The organism is Duffyella gerundensis (genome assembly GCF_001517405.1).
Lineage (GTDB): Bacteria > Pseudomonadota > Gammaproteobacteria > Enterobacterales > Enterobacteriaceae > Duffyella > Duffyella gerundensis.
Genome location: NZ_LN907827.1, coordinates 606,728 through 622,734, shown reverse-complemented (window position 1 = coordinate 622,734; position 16,007 = coordinate 606,728). Strand labels below are relative to the sequence as shown.

The window sequence follows — 16,007 nt, the reverse complement described above, 5'->3', positions numbered from 1 at the left end:
CTCCAGTCAGGGCTGTATAGCGGCGGCATCCTGCATTGCACCGCGCGTTTTCGGCGTGTGCGCGCCATAGTCGTTAATGGTTTGATAGAAGATGTCGCCGCTGTTAACGCGCTGCGGCAGCGTCTGTTGACTCCGTGGTGCCACCATCACGTTATCGATCGCCTGTCCGCCGACGCTGAGATTGATCACGGTTATCCAGAAAGGCGTGGGGTTATGCACTGTCAGCTGTGTGTCACTGCGGGAAAAGCGCAGCGCCTGCCACGCGCTATCCGGATCATCGCGCAGTGCGTCAGGCCGGTAGAACAATTTGATGCGGCTAACCACCGCCAACTGCAGCGTGTTGCTTTCCGCCAGCGCCTCGCTTTTCTCGGGTACCGATTTCACGCTGAGCCAGAATAAGGATTCACGATCGACGGGCAATGCGCTGCCAACATAAATAATACGCAGCGTATTTTCCCTGCGCGGTTTCATTACCATCAGCGGCGGCGTGATCAATATATTGCGACTTTTCTTGTTGTCTTCTTCCGCCCACGACTGAATAAGGAAAGATTTTTTCCCATCGCTATTCCTGATTGACAGAGAAATTTGCTTTTGGTCTGACGGATATATCACGCGCGTTGCGCCTAATACGATACCACCAGCATATGAAAAGGGAGAGCAGCAGAGAAGAAGCGCAATAATTAGCCAGCGAAAATGATTATTCATAATGGTAATAATGCCTGATGGATTTAATTAATCGTTGAGCTGTTATGCAGGAAATTCAGGCCATCCCTGGCCTGACTGATATTATGCGTAAGTAATATCAAAGGTAGCAGTGGCATCCGCATTGCCCGGGGTAACGGTATCGCTTACCGAAATATAACCTGCACGAAAATGCAGGGTATTGGTGCCATCGATCAACTGGGTTGCTGTTGACCGTGTATTCAACAGCAGCGGTTCGCCAGTGGTATCAAATAGCTGAATACCGACGCCGGTAGCCGCACCTGCACCGAAACCGGCACTCAGGATTCCGTTATAACCCGGCGAGCCGGTTCCTTTAAAGGTGACCGCTGCTGTTTGGGCAACGCTGGTATCACAATCGAGCAGTTTGATATCCACATCCTGACGCAGTTTCGCCGGCGTGCCCGCGGTGCCGTTGAAGTCAGCCACACGCACCTGACCCATTTGCACCACTTTATCAACATCGCCGGCATCCACTGCGCAGGCACCGTTGACCACCGTGCCGAGAAAACGTACCGTTCCGCCTGCAACGTCTTCTGCCTGAACCTGCGAGAAAGTACCCATGGCGATAAATAAGCCGCTGACCAGCGATGCTTTCACTGAGTTTTTCATCTTCTGTTCCTTATCCATAATAATGCTTTTGGTTAAAAGTAATTTGCTGCGTTATTTCAGCGTTATTATCCTGACGGGTAATTAAAGCCACCGCCATAGCCGGATATTGCATTATTATGTCGGCCATCACGCACAAAGCGGTTATCTCCTGGTGAATAACACTATCTTTTTATTTTGCAGATGATTATTATTTTTGCATCGCATGGATGCCAGTAAGGAAAAGAGAATGAACAGGGTTGTTATTATTGATGAACATCCGTTAGTCAGGATGGCGGTTCGCACACTACTGGAAAAAGCGCATTATCAGGTCATTGCTGAAAATAACGGCGAGGATGCGTATAACACCATAGATAATTATTATCCCGACATCATTATTATTGATATCGCTATTCATTCGCAGTCAGGGTTATCGCTAATTAAGCGCGTTCGTAATATGGGCTTTCCCGGCATTATTATTGTGGTCACTGCCAAAAGTGCGGACCTTTATGCGCCGCGCAGCGCGCAGGCGGGTGCGAACGGTTATATCAGCAAGAAGCGACCTTTCCACGATATTTTGCTGGCGATCACCGCCGCGCAAAACGGCTACGGCTTCTTTCCCTATCAGAGTCATGCCATTGAGCGCGTCGCGCCGACGGCGGATGCAGAGAAGCTGGAACGGCTCTCTGCGCGCGAGTTTCAGGTGCTGCAACATATTCTTAGCGGCAATGATAACGGCAAAATCGCCGCCAGCATGCACGTTAGCACTAAAACCGTGAGCACCTATAAATCGCGGCTAATGGATAAACTGGAATGCCCCACGCCGCTGGCGCTGTTCGAATTTATGCGCCGTAATCAGCTCGAGTAGCGATCAGGCAGGCTGGCGCAGGCGGGTAATCTCCTCGCCGGGGGTGGTGCCAAAATAGCGTTTAAATTCGCGTGAAAATTGCGAGGCGCTTTCATAGCCCACCTTCATTGCCGCCGTGCTCGCCTTCAAGCCATCCTGTACCATCAGCGTCCGCGCCTGGTGCAGCCGGTAACTCTTCAGGTACTGCAACGGTGACGTGCTGGTTACCGCTTTGAAGTTATGGTGAAACGCCGATACGCTCATGTTGACCTCGGCGGCCAGCAGTTCCACGCTCAGCGTTTCCGCAAAGTTATTTTCAATACGGCGCAGTGCACGGGCGATTTGACTGAACTGCGTTTGTCGACTGACCAGTGCCAGCAGCGCGCCGCCACACGGACCGGTTAAAACGTGATAGAGAATTTCCCGCACGATCTGCGGGCCCAGCACGCGAGCATCGCGCGGGCTCGACATCACATCCAGCAACCGCTCCGCCGCGCAGAGCATCGGCTCGGTTAGCCAGGCGGAGTGAATACCGCTGGTTTGCGGCACCGGCTGAAAGCTGTCGTCATCGCCGATATCGATCAGCAAATCCTGCAGCTTCAGGCTATCCACGCTGAGTTTGATGCCCGCCAGCGGCACTTCCGGCGAGGCCCAGGTTTCACACTCAAACGGCAGCGGCACGGTGAGCATCAGGTATTTGGTCGCATCGTAATGAAAAACGCTGTTGCCCAGATAACCGGTTTTTTTCCCCTGAAACAGGATCACAATGCCGGGTTTATACATCACCGGCATGCGCGTACTCGGAGAATTAGCATATAACAGTGAAATATCAGCAACCTGCGAAAGCGAGGCATAATCACCGCTGGCTAATTCGATAACGCGCTGCGCCAGTTTCGAACAGATTTCATCATGCTGCATCTGGCTTTCTCCTCTGCCTTTTCCGGCGTGTAGTGTGCGTGATTTTCGTTCACTTCTCCACCGCAGTGCAGAAACAGGCAAGATTATGGCAGAAATGAGCAGAGATCTCTGCGCTTCGCTTGTCCCAATCGGCTGAATGTTGACTAGACTTAATCTCCAGTGGCGAGCCGTGCATTTTGCGCGGGCGCTGAAAGCAAAAAGGAGCGTTTTATGGCAGAGCAACCGATTATCAAACTGCGAGACGGCAACATGATGCCGCAGCTCGGTTTAGGTGTCTGGCAGGCGAGCATCGATGATGCCCGCAAGGCGGCAGTTAAAGCGCTGCAGGTTGGCTATCGTTCTATCGATACCGCTGCGATCTATAAGAATGAGGAAGGTATCGGTCAGGCGCTGCAGGAAACTGACGTCGCGCGTGACGATATTTTCGTGACCACCAAGCTGTGGAATGACGATCAACTGAACGGTCAGCAGGCGATTGAAACCAGCCTGAAAAAGCTCCAGCTGGAGAGCGTTGATCTCTATCTGATGCACTGGCCATGTCCGCAGAAAGATAACTATGTGGACGCGTGGAAAAGCATGATTGAGCTGCAGAAACAGGGGCTGACCAAAAGCATCGGCGTCTGTAACTTCCAGCAGAATCATCTGAAGCGCCTGATCGACGAAACCGGTGTCTCCCCGGTGATTAACCAGATTGAGCTGCACCCGATGCTGCAGCAGCGTGAACTGCACGCGTGGAATGCCATGCACCAGATTCAGACCGAATCCTGGAGCCCGCTGGCACAGGGTGGTAAAGGCGTATTTGATCAGGAGATTGTGAAAAGCCTGGCGAAAAAATATGGCAAGACGCCAGCGCAAATCGTCATTCGCTGGCATCTGGATAGCGGGCTGGTGGTGATTCCTAAATCGGTCACGCCATCGCGTATTGAAGAGAACTTTGCGGTGTTTGATTTCCGTCTCGAAAAACCGGAAATCAGTGAAATGACCAAGCTCGATAAAGGCAATCGCCTCGGTCCGGATCCCGACGAACTGAACTGATGCGCGACTGGCGCAGCACGCAAAAAAGGCCGACAGCAGTCGGCCTTTTTTTATGGTGCTGGATTAACCAGCAGCTGACCGGCGGTACCGCGATCGGCCATCTCCAGCGTCTGGCTGTGATAGACAAACGGAAAGTGTTCTGACGACGCCTGCGGGAAGAACACCAGCAATTCAGTATCGCCATCGATCCAAACGGTATCTTTCCAGCCGCGGTCTTCCGCCATCGCCTGCGCGCCATTGACCCGCTTGACCAAAAACATCACGCCCTGGATATGAAACGCCTGCGGCGTATCAGAATGGATAATCCAGCGCTCAAAACTGTTCTGCTGCGCCTGCGTGTCGATGCGCGTCATGTCCCACAGCGCACCGTTAATGCCTGGCAACGCATCGCCGAGGCGGAACTCGCGGGTGCGCACCGCCACGCCATCGAGGATCTGATCGGCCAGCAGGCGCATCGGCAGGTTATCGGTGACCAGCGGCAGCAGGCCGGTTGGCCGCAGCGTCAGTACCTGATTCGAGGTCAGAATACTGGACGGTTCAAACAGGCCACGCAGCCGATCCATTACCGACGCCGCAATACCCGACGTAATCGTAACTTCATCGCCCTGGGTCATATCCAGTAGCACCTCGCGCCGTTCGCCTGGCGCCAGTGACAGCTGCTGTACCGGCACCGGCGCCGGCAGGAAACCCTGATCGCTGGCGATAACGTGAAACGGTCGGCTGTCGCTTAACGTCAGTTGATAACGGCGCGCGTTAGACGCGTTCAGCAGCCGCAGGCGCACCCAGCCACGCGACACTTCGACAAACGGATTCTGCACGCCATTCACCAACAGCGTATCGCCAACAAAACCGCCGTTTTGCGGTGGGTTGTAAACCGGCGTGCCAAAGTTATCGAGCCGTTTGTCCTGAATGATCAGCGGAAAATCATCCACGCCATAATGGTTAGGCAACGGCAGCGCCTTGCTGACCGCATCCTCAATCAGCCACATGCCCGCCAGTCCGTTATAAACGTGCGGCGCCATGCGGTTAGGCGTATTGGCGTGATACCAACAGGTTGCCGCAGCCTGGCGCACCGGCAACACCGGCGCCCAGTCAGCGCCCGGCGACATCAGTCGCGGCGCGCCGCCCATCAACGCGCCGGGCATCTGCAATCCGCTGATGGTCATCGCCACCGGCTCATTAAGGCGGTTGCTGTAGATCAGCTTAACGTCATCGCCGTTCCAGACGCGCACCGTCGGGCCAAGATACATGCCGTTGACGCCCCAGACCGGTGATTTGCTGCCGCTCATAAACGCCCAGTGGCTGCGCTGTAGGGTGAGAAACAGCGGCTGCCCACGACGGGATTCGATCAGCGGCGGCACCGGCAATGCGGTTTCAACAGCCGCGGCCCGGGCATTACGCGGCAATGCGCCTGCACAGGCTGCCGCGCCAGAGAGCTGAAGAAAGTGCCGTCGACTGAAAGACATAAAAACTCCGAACAGGTCAGCGAAACGAGGAATATCGTCGCCGTATTGTTATTTTGCGGGATTGCTATGGGTTGCTGTAGTCGTGCAAAATCTGCGGGACTTGCGCCCCGCAGCAGTGACTCAATATTTGCCGCTCGCTTCACGCTCGGCGACTTCGGCATTCAGTTCTTCCAGTTTAGCGGACATCAACTCGCGACAGTGCGTCGCCAGCTTGCGTACCGACTGGTTTTCAAACGCTTTGATATCAACCGGCGGCAGCATTTCAACAATCACCAGGCCGTTCTTCAAACGGTTGAGTTTGATTTTGTCGTGGGTGTTCGATACCACAATCGGAATGATCGGCACACCGGCGGCGATGGCCGCATGGAAAGCGCCGGTCTTAAACGGCAGCAGGCCGCGTCCGCGACTGCGGGTGCCTTCCGGAAACATCCAGAATGAGATGCGTTTTTTATTAAACTGATCGACCAGCTGCGCAATGGTGTTGTGCGCCTTGGCGCTGTTATCGCGATCGATAAGCAGGTTGCCGCTCAGCCAGTAAAGCTGGCCAAAAAACGGAATCCACAGCAGGCTTTTTTTTCCGACGGTTACCGTGGTCGGCTGCACAATCTTCGCCGCGGTGATCATGTCGTAGTTGTTCTGATGATTGGCAATGTAGATGGCGTTGCCGTAGTGCTCGGCACCTTCCGGTCTGCGCAGCTCAACTTTGACGCCCAAAACCGTCGACAAACGACCATAGGCACGGCCAAATGTGGCGACGTGACGTGGGTTGCGCGGAGAGAAGATCAGGCAGTAAATACAGCCGAAAATGCTGACCAAAAGAGAGTAAATAATGACCACAATGGCACGTAAAATTAAGAGCATAGCTACCTCATGTTCGCCTTGTCCCTGAGTATACCGGCTTTGTCATAAAACACACCGGTATCGCAGCGGGCGTTAGCGAAATAACCTCGCCCGCTGCGTGACTGCATTATTGTTACTCGTCGCTGCTGCTTTCGGTGCGAGCTGATGCAGGCGCATCCACTTCTACCCGATCGATACGCTGCAAACCACGCGGCAGCGAGGTGCCACGACGGCCACGCTCGGCACGGAATTTCTGCAGTTCTTCGCTGCGCAAGGTGAGCTTACGCTTGCCAAAGTGTAGCGTGATCGCGCTTTGCGGCTGTAACAGCAGCAGCCAGACCAGCTTATCTTCCCCGGCCGCTGCCTGCGCCGCCGGAATGGAGATAATTTTGTTGCCTTTGCCTTTGGAGAGCTGAGGCAGATCGCCTACCGGGAACATTAACATGCGTCCGGCGGCGGTGATCGCCAGCAGCAGATCGTCGTCGCTATGCACCGCCATCGGCGTCAGCACTTTGGCGTTTTCCGGTAGCGTCAGCAGCGCTTTGCCTGCACGGTTGCGCGAGATCAAATCGGCAAAGGTGCAGACAAAACCGTAACCGGCATCGGATGCCATCAGCAGCTTCTGATCTTCCGCCTCCATCAACACCTGTTCCATCACCGCGCCCGGCGGCGGCGTGAGTTTGCCGGTCAGCGGCTCCCCCTGCCCGCGTGCCGACGGCAGCGAGGTTGGATCGAGCGTATAGCTGCGGCCGGTAGAGTCGATAAAGGCCACCGGCTGATTGCTCTTGCCGCGCGCGGCGGCACGGAAGCTATCGCCCGCCTTATAGTTTAATCCACTCGGATCGATATCATGGCCTTTGGCGCTGCGCACCCAGCCCATCTGCGACAGCACAATGGTCACCGGCTCTGATGGCACCAGTTCATTTTCACTGATCGCTTTCGCCTCTTCACGCTCGTTCAGCGGTGAACGACGGTCGTCGCCATAGGCTTCGCTGTCTGCCTGCAACTCTTTCTTCAGCAGGCTGTTCATTTTGCGTTCCGATCCCAGCGTGCTCTGCAGACGATCGCGCTCTTTCTCCAGCTCGCTCTGTTCGCCGCGGATTTTCATCTCTTCCAGTTTGGCGAGATGGCGCAACTTCAGTTCAAGAATCGCTTCAGCCTGAGTTTCACTGATGCCAAAACGGGCAATCAGCTGCGGCTTCGGCTCATCTTCGCTGCGAATGACCTCAATCACTTCATCGATGTTGAGGAACGCCACCAGCAAACCTTCCAGAATGTGCAGGCGCTTCAGCACTTTTTCCAGGCGGTAATTAAGGCGGCGACGCACCGTGTCACGGCGATAAACCAGCCATTCGCTGAGAATTTCCAGCAGATTTTTCACCGCCGGACGGTTATCCAGCCCGATCATGTTCAGGTTAACGCGGTAGCTTTTTTCCAGATCGGTGGTGGCAAACAGATGGTTCATCACCTGCTCAAGATCGATGCGGTTAGAGCGCGGCACGATCACCAGACGCGTCGGGTTTTCATGATCCGATTCGTCACGCAGATCCTCGACCATCGGCAGCTTTTTATTGCGCATCTGGTTAGCGATCTGCTCCAGCACGCGCGCACCGGAAACCTGATGCGGCAGCGCGGTGATCACCACGTCACCATCCTCTTTTTTCCATACCGCGCGCTGGCGAATCGATCCGCGGCCAGTTTGGTAGATCTTACGGATCTCCGCACGTGGCGTGATGATCTCCGCCTCGGTAGGAAAATCGGGCCCCTGCACGATATCCAGCAGCTCATCCAGCGTGGTTTTCGGCGCATCGATCAGCTTGATGGTCGCCTGCGCCACTTCGCGCAGGTTGTGCGGTGGAATATCGGTTGCCATACCGACAGCGATGCCGGTGGTGCCGTTAAGCAGAATATTTGGCAGGCGTGCCGGCAGCATTTTCGGCTCGTCCAGCGTGCCGTCAAAGTTAGGCACATAGTCCACCGTGCCCTGCCCCAATTCGCCCAGCAGCAGCTCGGCATATTTCGACAGGCGCGATTCGGTATAACGCATGGCGGCAAACGACTTCGGATCGTCCGGTGCGCCCCAGTTGCCCTGACCATCCACCAGCGGATAGCGGTAGGAGAAAGGCTGCGCCATTAACACCATCGCTTCATAGCAGGCGCTGTCGCCGTGCGGATGGTATTTACCCAGCACGTCACCCACGGTACGCGCCGATTTTTTAAACTTGGCGCTGGCGTTCAGGCCCAGTTCTGACATGGCGTAAACAATGCGGCGCTGTACCGGTTTAAGGCCATCGCCAATATAGGGAAGCGCACGATCCATGATGACGTACATGGAATAGTTGAGGTACGCGTTCTCAGTAAATTTGTGCAGTGCAAGTCGCTCTGCACCATCCTGCGTCAGATCACTCATTAATTTCAATTCCTCACATCGTGGCGCAAAGCCAGACCCGGCAGCACGCCACCCAGCGGACGGTTTGGCGAGGATAGTACCTTATCTGCCTGCCGAGTCACAGAGGCTGCCGGTTGAATATCACTGAGTGAGAGCGTAGCTGAGCGCCACGTTTTTTCAGGCTTTACCGAGCCACTGCGTCACAATTTTTGCGTATTCGCCGGTGGCAACCGACAGGTGCAGCCACTGGTCGACGTAGAGTTTCCAGCCGATGTCGTTCTGCGGCAGCATATAGCCCTTTTCGCCATACTGCATCGGCCGATCCGGATTCACCGCGCAGAGCTGTGGATAACGCTTCGCCTGGTATTGCGCCTCTGAGGCATCGGTAATCATCACGTCCGCTTTTTTATCCACCAGCTGCTGAAAAATGGTGACGTTGTCGTGGAATAGCGTCAGCGAGGCCGCGGGTAAATGGCTGTGTACAAACGCCTCGTTGGTGCCGCCGGCCGGTTCTATCAGCCGCACCGCAGGCTGGTTCAGCTGTTTGATGGTTTGGTAACGCGCCTTATCTTCACAGCGTACCAGCGGGATTTTGCCGTCGTTGCCCAGCGGCTGCGCGAACCACGCGGTGAGCTGGCGCTTCAGCGTGACCGAGACGCCGCCCAGGGCGATATCACACTGTTTGGCCAGAAAATCGGGGGTCAGGGTTTTCCACGTGGTTGGTACCCACTCCACCTTCGCATCGAGGCTACTGGCCAGTGATTCGGCCATTGCGATATCGATGCCTTCATAACCGCCTTCGGGGCGCAGAAAGCTGTAAGGCTTGTAATCACCGGTGGTGCACACCTTTAGCGTTTTGCTGCTGGTGATGTTTTCCAGACGCGATTGCGCCTGCGCGGTGGCTGAAATGACGATCAGCGCCGCACTGATAACGAACTTGTTCATAGAGGATCCTGAAAGGGGTTTGCGTCCGAATTGTGTCATATGCCAGCCGATTGTTGCTGCCGAAGCAAAAGTCTTGTGACCCGGACCACATTTTTCTTTGGTACGGTCGCGCGTAAACTACGCACATTATTGTTTAACGGAGCACTACCATTATGAGTAACGTCCTGATTCTTGATGCGGGCAAAGCGTTTGCCCACTCAAAAGGCGAACTGAACCATACGCTGGCTAACGTTGCCGCGGCTTTCCTGCGCGATAATGGCCATCAGGTCATCACTACCGGCATCGACAAGGGCTATGATATCGCGGAAGAGGTGCAAAAATATCTTGCGGCCGACGTGGTGATTTATCAAATGCCAGGCTGGTGGATGGGCGAACCCTGGATCCTGAAAAAATATATCGATGAAGTGTTTACTGAAGGTCATGGCGCATTGTATGCCAGCGATGGTCGCAGCCGCGCTGACGCCAGTAAAAAGTACGGTTCCGGCGGCTTGCTGCAGGGCAAAAAATATATGCTGTCGCTGACGTGGAATGCGCCACTCGAAGCCTTTACCGATCCGGATCAGTTTTTCGAAGGCGTTGGCGTCGACGGACTCTATCTGCACTTCCACAAAGCCAATCAGTTCCTTGGCATGAGCGGCCTGCCAACCTTTATCTGTAACGATGTGATTAAACAGCCTGAGATTGAGAATGATATTGCACGTTATCGCGAGCACTTAGGCAAAATCTTTGCTTAACTTACTGCCTTAACAAGCCAAACGGGAAATGCCGCTATGCTGACAGTCGTTGCAGAGATCTGTGTCAAACCTGGCCGTCGTCAGGCAGTGCTGGAGATCATCAAACAGCTGATTCCCACCGTGTTGAAAGAAGAAGGCTGCGGCCAGTATGATGCGCTGGTGGATCACCAGGCGCAGGTGCCGTGGAAACAGAACTCACCTGACAGCATCTATATGCTGGAAAAGTGGGATTCCCTGCGTCATCTTGAGCAGCATCAGCAGATGCCGCACATGGAAGCGCATCGCGCGCTGATTAAAGATGACGTGGTTGAGGTGAAGATCTTTGTGCTGGAGCCGACGGCGTAATAGCAGTGCTTTGCCTGCTTCATCAGCATGATCACAATAACAGCGCGTAACAAGGCGGCCAGCGGGTCGCCTTTATTTTTGGCTGACGCATAACAACGGCACGCTGCCGCCGACAATGGCGTATCTGCGTGCTGCTTAAGGTTAACGTGGGGAAATGTATTGTGCTGCATGCCAACAACATAGCGCATAGCAGCGCGCTGAGATCGCGTCGGTTCATACCGGTGATGCGCATTTAGCGCGAATAAAAAAGGCGGCCAGTTGGCCGCCTTGATTCAAACTACTATTTGATTACAGCTGGGTATTGAGATCCTGCTGTACCAACAGTTCCACATCCTTGCCCGCGCTCTGGAAGACGTTATATTCCACGCCGCCTACCGTTACGCTGCCGTTAGCCTGCTGCCACTCATTCTGATCGTTAGTCAGGTCTTCCAGGTTCAATACTGCACCTGACTTACCGGTAACCATCAGCTGAGTGGTGCCGCTGTTGATGAACAGATCCTGTTGACCCTGCTGCAGGACGTCATTAACTGACAGTGCTGCACCTTGCTCATCAATCTCAAACAGGCCGCGGGTTTCCGGGATTGGCGCAGTGATCGGTGGGCCCGGCGGCGTAGTATCGATCTTAACTGGAAACTCAACATCGATTGTCTCGGTATTACCTGCCGCATCGGAGAACTCAATGGCAAAGTTATACGTCGCGTCCTGCAGTTCAATGGTTTCAATTCTCCAGCGTCCTGTATCCTGGACGTAGCCAGAAGCCACCGCGTTTCCGTTGTCTTTGTCGTAGATGGTGACTAACGTACCGATTTCACCTCGGCCGGAGAATACCGGGCTGTTATCTTTGGATTGAGCAATATATTCTCCTTCGCCGTCCGGATCTGGAAGAATACTACTATTTGAGCCGCCGATATTGGTCCAAATGCCCTCCATTCTGCCGTTAAGTGGAGCTTGCACATCGACAGTAAACTCAATAGCTTCGCTGATAGCACCCATATTTCCCGCCGCGTCGCGAATAGCGACTTGATAGCTGTGTTCGCCTTCACCTAAGTCGGTATCCGGCATCCATGACCACTCACCTGACTCGTCTACCTTGATTGAGGCAATGGCAGTCTCAGTGTCACCGTCAGCGTAAATAAAGATCACCTCATCCTTCTCTGCGGTACCTTTGAATTCTGGTCTCACATCGTCGGTTTCGCCGCCCTGGGTAATCTTCCCGGTAATTGAACCTACGTCATCCCAGATATCGAAGTCGGTGCCAAAAGCAGGTGCTTCTGGCGTGCTCAGATCCACGGTGAAGTTGAACTCGGTTTTCGCACTTTGTACCCCGTAAGGAGACTGCGCGTAAATTTCCAGTTCATAGTTGCCCTGGTCCAGTGGTGCCTCTGGCGTAAATGTCCAGCTGCCGTTATTCACCTGCACGCTGCCGATGATGGTATTGGTCAATTTATCGACGATAAACACCGTTGAACCATCGGTCGCGCTACCGGAGAAGGTTGGCGTGGTATCGTCGGTTTTGTCGCCACTGACCAGGTCATTCTGATAAATACCTTCGTTATCGCTCACAACCAGAGCAGAAAGGCTTACCGGACTGGTATCAACAATAATGTTGATTGGTGCCGTCGCCTCACCGCGGTTGCCCACTTCATCAACCGGTTGGGCAACAAAGCTGTGGGTTACCTCTTCTTCCAGATCGTCTGCAGGCTGCCATGACCACTCGCCGTCATCGTTTACCTGGACGGTACCAACTTCCTCACCATCAACAATAATGATGACGCTGGATCCAGCCTCACCACGGCCACTAAATTCCGGACGCGGGTCATCGATCAATGCTGGGTCGCCAGTAAGAGGATCTGTAATCGGGCCGGTATTGTCCTTCAGCACCACGTCGGTCAGGTTTTCCGGCGGCGTGGTATCGACGATCAGCTTAAATGGATCTTCTGATTTTTCAGATTCATTGCCCGCCGGATCGGTAACGATGATGCCAAGATCATATTCACCGGTGTCCAGACCTTCTTCTGGTGTGATCTCCCAGCGCCCTTCTGAAACGATAGCGGAGCCGATTGGGTTGTTATCCTGATCGACGATGGTGATCAGATCACCATCAGTGCCTTCACCGGTAAAGGTTGGCTTATCATCGCCAGTTTTTACACCCTCTTCGATCGGGTTACCTTCATCATCAACCACCGTACCGGCACCGATATCGATGCTATCTGGCGCCTGAGTATCCAGATTAAACACGAAAGGTTCGGACAAATCAGAAGTTTGGTCGAACTCATCGGTCACGGTGATGGTCAGCGCATGCTCACCATCTTGCAGGCCATCAATTTCAGGGAGTTCAAACGACCATTCGCCGTCTTTTACCGTGGTTGAACCAATCTCGTTACCATCCAGGAAGACCTTGATGATATCGCCATCAACACCTTCACCGGTCAGCAGCGGGGTTTTATCGTTGGTGTCGGCACCATTGGCAATAGCAACAGGCACATCGCCATCATTGTTAAACAGGCCGCCGATGAGTGGCTGGTTTGGATCTTCCGCCAGCGTCAGCACGAACTCATCAGAGGCTTCACTTTCATTACCGGCGCTATCTTTAGCCACAACGGTAACAATGTTTTCACCCGCTTCCAGCGGCGCATCGAGTGACCAGTTACCGGTCATTGCATCAGCATAGGTGCTGGCAACCGCCTCACCATTGACATAAATCGTCACCAGGCTACCGTTCTCGGCCTGACCACGGAAGGTAGGACGATCGTCATCGGTGCGCGAATTGCTGACCAGTTCAGTAGGCGTACCCACGTCATCAGAAGCACCACCGATGGTAGGTTTCTGCGGCGGAGCGATATCAAAGTTGACAGGGAAGGTATCTGAGAAAATGCTCTCACGCTCATATTTATCTTGCGCTTTAACCTTAAACTGGTGACTGCTTCCCGTCAGATTTACTGTGCTGGTGTCAAATTCCCAGCGGCCATTGGCATCAGCCTCAACGGAACCCAGCTCTCGGTCGCCGCGATAAACATAAACAACAGAATGAGGTTCAGATACACCGACAAGCGTAGGCGTAGTATCGTTGGTAGAACCCATAGGCGACAGGTTACGACCGTTTACATCATCATAAACCTGCAGAATAACAGGCTGCTCTGGCGGCGTTTTATCCACCTCAAACAGGAACTGTGTTGGTATGCCTGGGTTCTTCGCCAGGTCAGTATAACGAATGTCCACAACGTGCAGACCATCCTCCAGCTGAAGCGCATCCAGCGACCATTGAAGATCTTTGATGGTGGTTGAATAGATCACGCCATCGACAACCACTTGAACGAGGGCGCCCTCATCCTGAGGATCGACCAGATAACCATCGAAAGTCAGCACGCCATCGCGGGAAAGCACAGGTGCCATTGCCCCAGGGATGGGATCAACCGGCGTCTCTTCTTCCTGAACCACTGGTGCCGTGTCCTGAGTTACTGGCTGACGCGCGATCTCTTCAGGCGCATCGGCTGGCTTCTCGTTCAGGTAAATATTGAACGGATCGGACTCACTTTGATTACCCGCTTTGTCGATAGACACCACGGTAAAGGTATTGGTGCCTTCTTTCAGCTCAGGGGTAAACTGCCAGCGTCCGAGGCTGTCGACTTCAACCTCACCCACTTCTTCAGTGCCGTTCATCAGCTTAACTTTGGTGCCTGGCTCGCCGCTACCGGTCAGTACTGGCGCGCCATCTTTGGTCACTTCGCCAGAGGTCAGGTAGTAAGGATCGGCACCGCTATCATCAACGACACGCAGAATTTCAGGCTTAACCGGCGGCGTATAATCGACATCCAGCAGGAAAACACCCGGTGGGCTTGGGTTACCTGCCGGATCGAAGGTCATAACCGTTACGACGTGCTTGCCTTCCGGCAGCGGCTGGTTGAAATCGATAACGTATTTATCGTTTTCATCAATGACAAAATCAACTTTTTTGCCGTTAATATAGACTTCGACTCTACCGTTGGCCGCGTCTTGGCCATCCAGAGGTAAGGTCCAGAAGGGATCGTTGGTGTGAAATACGGTGCCGTGGTTGATATTGAAGGGGTTACTCATATCGCTTTCCTTTGTATGATTGCATCCGATTAATAGTCCTTTTCGCTTTCGCCCGGACATAGCCTACTGTCGTTGATTCCTGCTCTGCTCCCCACAAGACCCGTCTCAAACCCTGCTGCTTTATAAATACCCACCAGAAAAAAACGATAAAAAAAGCCATATCCGAAGATATGGCTTGGTGGTTAGGCAGTGGTACTGCGTTACTGCATTACGCGTACGACCACACGGCGATCGGGTTTGTGACAGGCGATGCGCTGTGCCTGCGTGCCGCTGCACTGGCTGGATGCCTGGCTACTGCCGACGCTCTGGCTGAGAATATTGCCGGCTGAAACGCCCTGCTGAATCAGCATCTGGCGCACCGTATCGGCACGACGTTGACCCAACAGCAGGTTGGCCTGTGGCTTACCGATAGGATCGGTGTGGCCAATCACCTCAATGCGGCTCTGTGCTTCCCCGCTTTGTTTCAGCTGGGCGGCCAACTGAGAAATTGCCTGGCGCCCTTCAGCGGTAATGTCCTTCATGCCACCGCCGCCAAAGCGGAACAGAATATCGCTGGAGATTTGATAATCGTTGTAAATTGGCGCAGCGGTAGGCTGACGACACGCCTGCACCGAAGAGGCGCGTGACAACGTGTGAGTCTGCTGACGCAGGCCAGCCAGTTCGCTCTCTGCCTGAGTGCGGGCAACCACCTGCGGCTGCCCGCTGCCGTCAATGCTGGCACGAATGTAATAGGTTTTGCCTGCGCCTAATTCATCACGCCATGGCTGATCGCGTTTGCCTTCATAACCTGGCGCATCCTGGACAAAGCTGCCCAGAGAATGGCTGCCTGGCGACAGGCAAAAACGGCTGTAGTTACCGGGCAGCAGCGCGGCCTGATATTCACCATCGACATAGATATGCGCCGGGCCGTTACCCATCAGATCGGCTGGACGATAATAAATAATTTGTGTCTGATCGCTCGCGGCCGGGACCGCGCCTTGCCAGGCAGGGCCAAAAGCCGGTGCGGCCTGCACAGCAAACATCGGCGCCGCTAATAAGGCCAGCCAGAGGGTAGAAGTAAACTTTTTCATAACGTCTCCACGGATGCCTCTCCAGGCATCCGATTA

At 54.2% G+C, this 16,007-nt stretch carries 13 protein-coding genes; 4 read left to right on the top strand and 9 right to left on the bottom strand.

The features are described 5' to 3' along the window. Positions 1–6: 6 nt before the first annotated feature. Positions 7–705: a fimbria/pilus periplasmic chaperone gene (locus EM595_RS02825; RefSeq protein ID WP_067427672.1), complete on the bottom strand. Its 699-nt coding sequence runs from the start codon at positions 703–705 to the stop codon at positions 7–9. An 81-nt stretch (positions 706–786) separates the two neighbouring features. Next, entirely contained in the window at positions 787–1,332 is a 546-nt protein-coding gene (locus tag EM595_RS02820; protein ID WP_067427670.1) for a fimbrial protein, read from the bottom strand. A 226-nt stretch (positions 1,333–1,558) separates the two neighbouring features. Here EM595_RS02820 and EM595_RS02815 point away from each other — a divergent pair, with 226 nt between their 5' ends. Further along, positions 1,559–2,176: a response regulator gene (locus EM595_RS02815; protein WP_067427668.1), complete on the top strand. Its 618-nt coding sequence runs from the start codon at positions 1,559–1,561 to the stop codon at positions 2,174–2,176. A 3-nt stretch (positions 2,177–2,179) separates the two neighbouring features. Here EM595_RS02815 and EM595_RS02810 read toward each other — a convergent pair whose 3' ends face one another. Then, positions 2,180–3,073 (bottom strand): AraC family transcriptional regulator, encoded by an 894-nt coding sequence (locus tag EM595_RS02810; protein WP_067427666.1) that lies wholly within the window; start codon positions 3,071–3,073, stop codon positions 2,180–2,182. Positions 3,074–3,283: 210 nt separating this feature from the next. On the opposite strand from EM595_RS02810, the gene dkgA reads away from it, so the two are divergent. Beyond that, positions 3,284–4,108, top strand: a complete 825-nt coding sequence (gene dkgA, locus EM595_RS02805; protein WP_067427663.1) for a 2,5-didehydrogluconate reductase DkgA — start codon at positions 3,284–3,286, stop codon at positions 4,106–4,108. A 50-nt stretch (positions 4,109–4,158) separates the two neighbouring features. Here dkgA and ftsP read toward each other — a convergent pair whose 3' ends face one another. The 4 genes from ftsP to EM595_RS02785 all read right to left on the bottom strand — a co-directional run bounded on the left by ftsP (position 4,159) and on the right by EM595_RS02785 (position 9,748). Continuing rightward, positions 4,159–5,574, bottom strand: a complete 1,416-nt coding sequence (gene ftsP / locus EM595_RS02800; RefSeq protein ID WP_067427661.1) for a cell division protein FtsP — start codon at positions 5,572–5,574, stop codon at positions 4,159–4,161. Between the two features lie 120 nt (positions 5,575–5,694). After that, entirely contained in the window at positions 5,695–6,435 is a 741-nt protein-coding gene (locus EM595_RS02795; protein ID WP_067427659.1) for a 1-acylglycerol-3-phosphate O-acyltransferase, read from the bottom strand. 112 nt (positions 6,436–6,547) lie between these two features. Then, positions 6,548–8,824 (bottom strand): DNA topoisomerase IV subunit A, encoded by a 2,277-nt coding sequence (parC, locus tag EM595_RS02790; protein ID WP_067427658.1) that lies wholly within the window; start codon positions 8,822–8,824, stop codon positions 6,548–6,550. Positions 8,825–8,980: 156 nt separating this feature from the next. Continuing rightward, the gene (locus EM595_RS02785; RefSeq protein ID WP_173645356.1) at positions 8,981–9,748 is read right to left on the bottom strand and encodes a transporter substrate-binding domain-containing protein; all 768 of its coding nucleotides are present in this window, start codon (positions 9,746–9,748) and stop codon (positions 8,981–8,983) included. 152 nt (positions 9,749–9,900) lie between these two features. Here EM595_RS02785 and EM595_RS02780 point away from each other — a divergent pair, with 152 nt between their 5' ends. Both EM595_RS02780 and EM595_RS02775 read left to right on the top strand, forming a co-directional pair. Next, positions 9,901–10,482 (top strand): NAD(P)H-dependent oxidoreductase, encoded by a 582-nt coding sequence (locus EM595_RS02780; RefSeq protein WP_067427654.1) that lies wholly within the window; start codon positions 9,901–9,903, stop codon positions 10,480–10,482. A 36-nt stretch (positions 10,483–10,518) separates the two neighbouring features. Further along, a complete protein-coding gene (locus tag EM595_RS02775; RefSeq protein ID WP_067427652.1) occupies positions 10,519–10,827 on the top strand; it encodes a putative quinol monooxygenase in 309 nt (102 codons plus the stop codon). A gap of 288 nt (positions 10,828–11,115) precedes the next feature. Here EM595_RS02775 and EM595_RS02770 read toward each other — a convergent pair whose 3' ends face one another. Both EM595_RS02770 and EM595_RS02765 read right to left on the bottom strand, forming a co-directional pair. Continuing rightward, entirely contained in the window at positions 11,116–14,901 is a 3,786-nt protein-coding gene (locus EM595_RS02770; protein ID WP_067427650.1) for an Ig-like domain-containing protein, read from the bottom strand. A 200-nt stretch (positions 14,902–15,101) separates the two neighbouring features. Continuing rightward, on the bottom strand, positions 15,102–15,971 hold the full coding sequence (locus EM595_RS02765) for an OmpA family protein (RefSeq protein WP_067427648.1): 870 nt from the start codon (positions 15,969–15,971) through the stop codon (positions 15,102–15,104). Positions 15,972–16,007 lie beyond the last annotated feature (36 nt).

Excerpts from the sequence above, each read along its gene's own strand:
- EM595_RS02825 (WP_067427672.1), bottom strand. The coding sequence starts at position 705 with ATGAATAATCATTTTCGCTGGCTAATTATTGCGCTTCTTCTCTGCTGC.
- EM595_RS02820 (WP_067427670.1), bottom strand. The coding sequence starts at position 1,332 with ATGAAAAACTCAGTGAAAGCATCGCTGGTCAGCGGCTTATTTATCGCC.
- EM595_RS02815 (WP_067427668.1), top strand. The coding sequence starts at position 1,559 with ATGAACAGGGTTGTTATTATTGATGAACATCCGTTAGTCAGGATGGCG.
- EM595_RS02810 (WP_067427666.1), bottom strand. The coding sequence starts at position 3,073 with ATGCAGCATGATGAAATCTGTTCGAAACTGGCGCAGCGCGTTATCGAA.
- dkgA (WP_067427663.1), top strand. The coding sequence starts at position 3,284 with ATGGCAGAGCAACCGATTATCAAACTGCGAGACGGCAACATGATGCCG.
- ftsP (WP_067427661.1), bottom strand. The coding sequence starts at position 5,574 with ATGTCTTTCAGTCGACGGCACTTTCTTCAGCTCTCTGGCGCGGCAGCC.
- EM595_RS02795 (WP_067427659.1), bottom strand. The coding sequence starts at position 6,435 with ATGCTCTTAATTTTACGTGCCATTGTGGTCATTATTTACTCTCTTTTG.
- parC (WP_067427658.1), bottom strand. The coding sequence starts at position 8,824 with ATGAGTGATCTGACGCAGGATGGTGCAGAGCGACTTGCACTGCACAAA.
- EM595_RS02785 (WP_173645356.1), bottom strand. The coding sequence starts at position 9,748 with ATGAACAAGTTCGTTATCAGTGCGGCGCTGATCGTCATTTCAGCCACC.
- EM595_RS02780 (WP_067427654.1), top strand. The coding sequence starts at position 9,901 with ATGAGTAACGTCCTGATTCTTGATGCGGGCAAAGCGTTTGCCCACTCA.
- EM595_RS02775 (WP_067427652.1), top strand. The coding sequence starts at position 10,519 with ATGCTGACAGTCGTTGCAGAGATCTGTGTCAAACCTGGCCGTCGTCAG.
- EM595_RS02770 (WP_067427650.1), bottom strand. The coding sequence starts at position 14,901 with ATGAGTAACCCCTTCAATATCAACCACGGCACCGTATTTCACACCAAC.
- EM595_RS02765 (WP_067427648.1), bottom strand. The coding sequence starts at position 15,971 with ATGAAAAAGTTTACTTCTACCCTCTGGCTGGCCTTATTAGCGGCGCCG.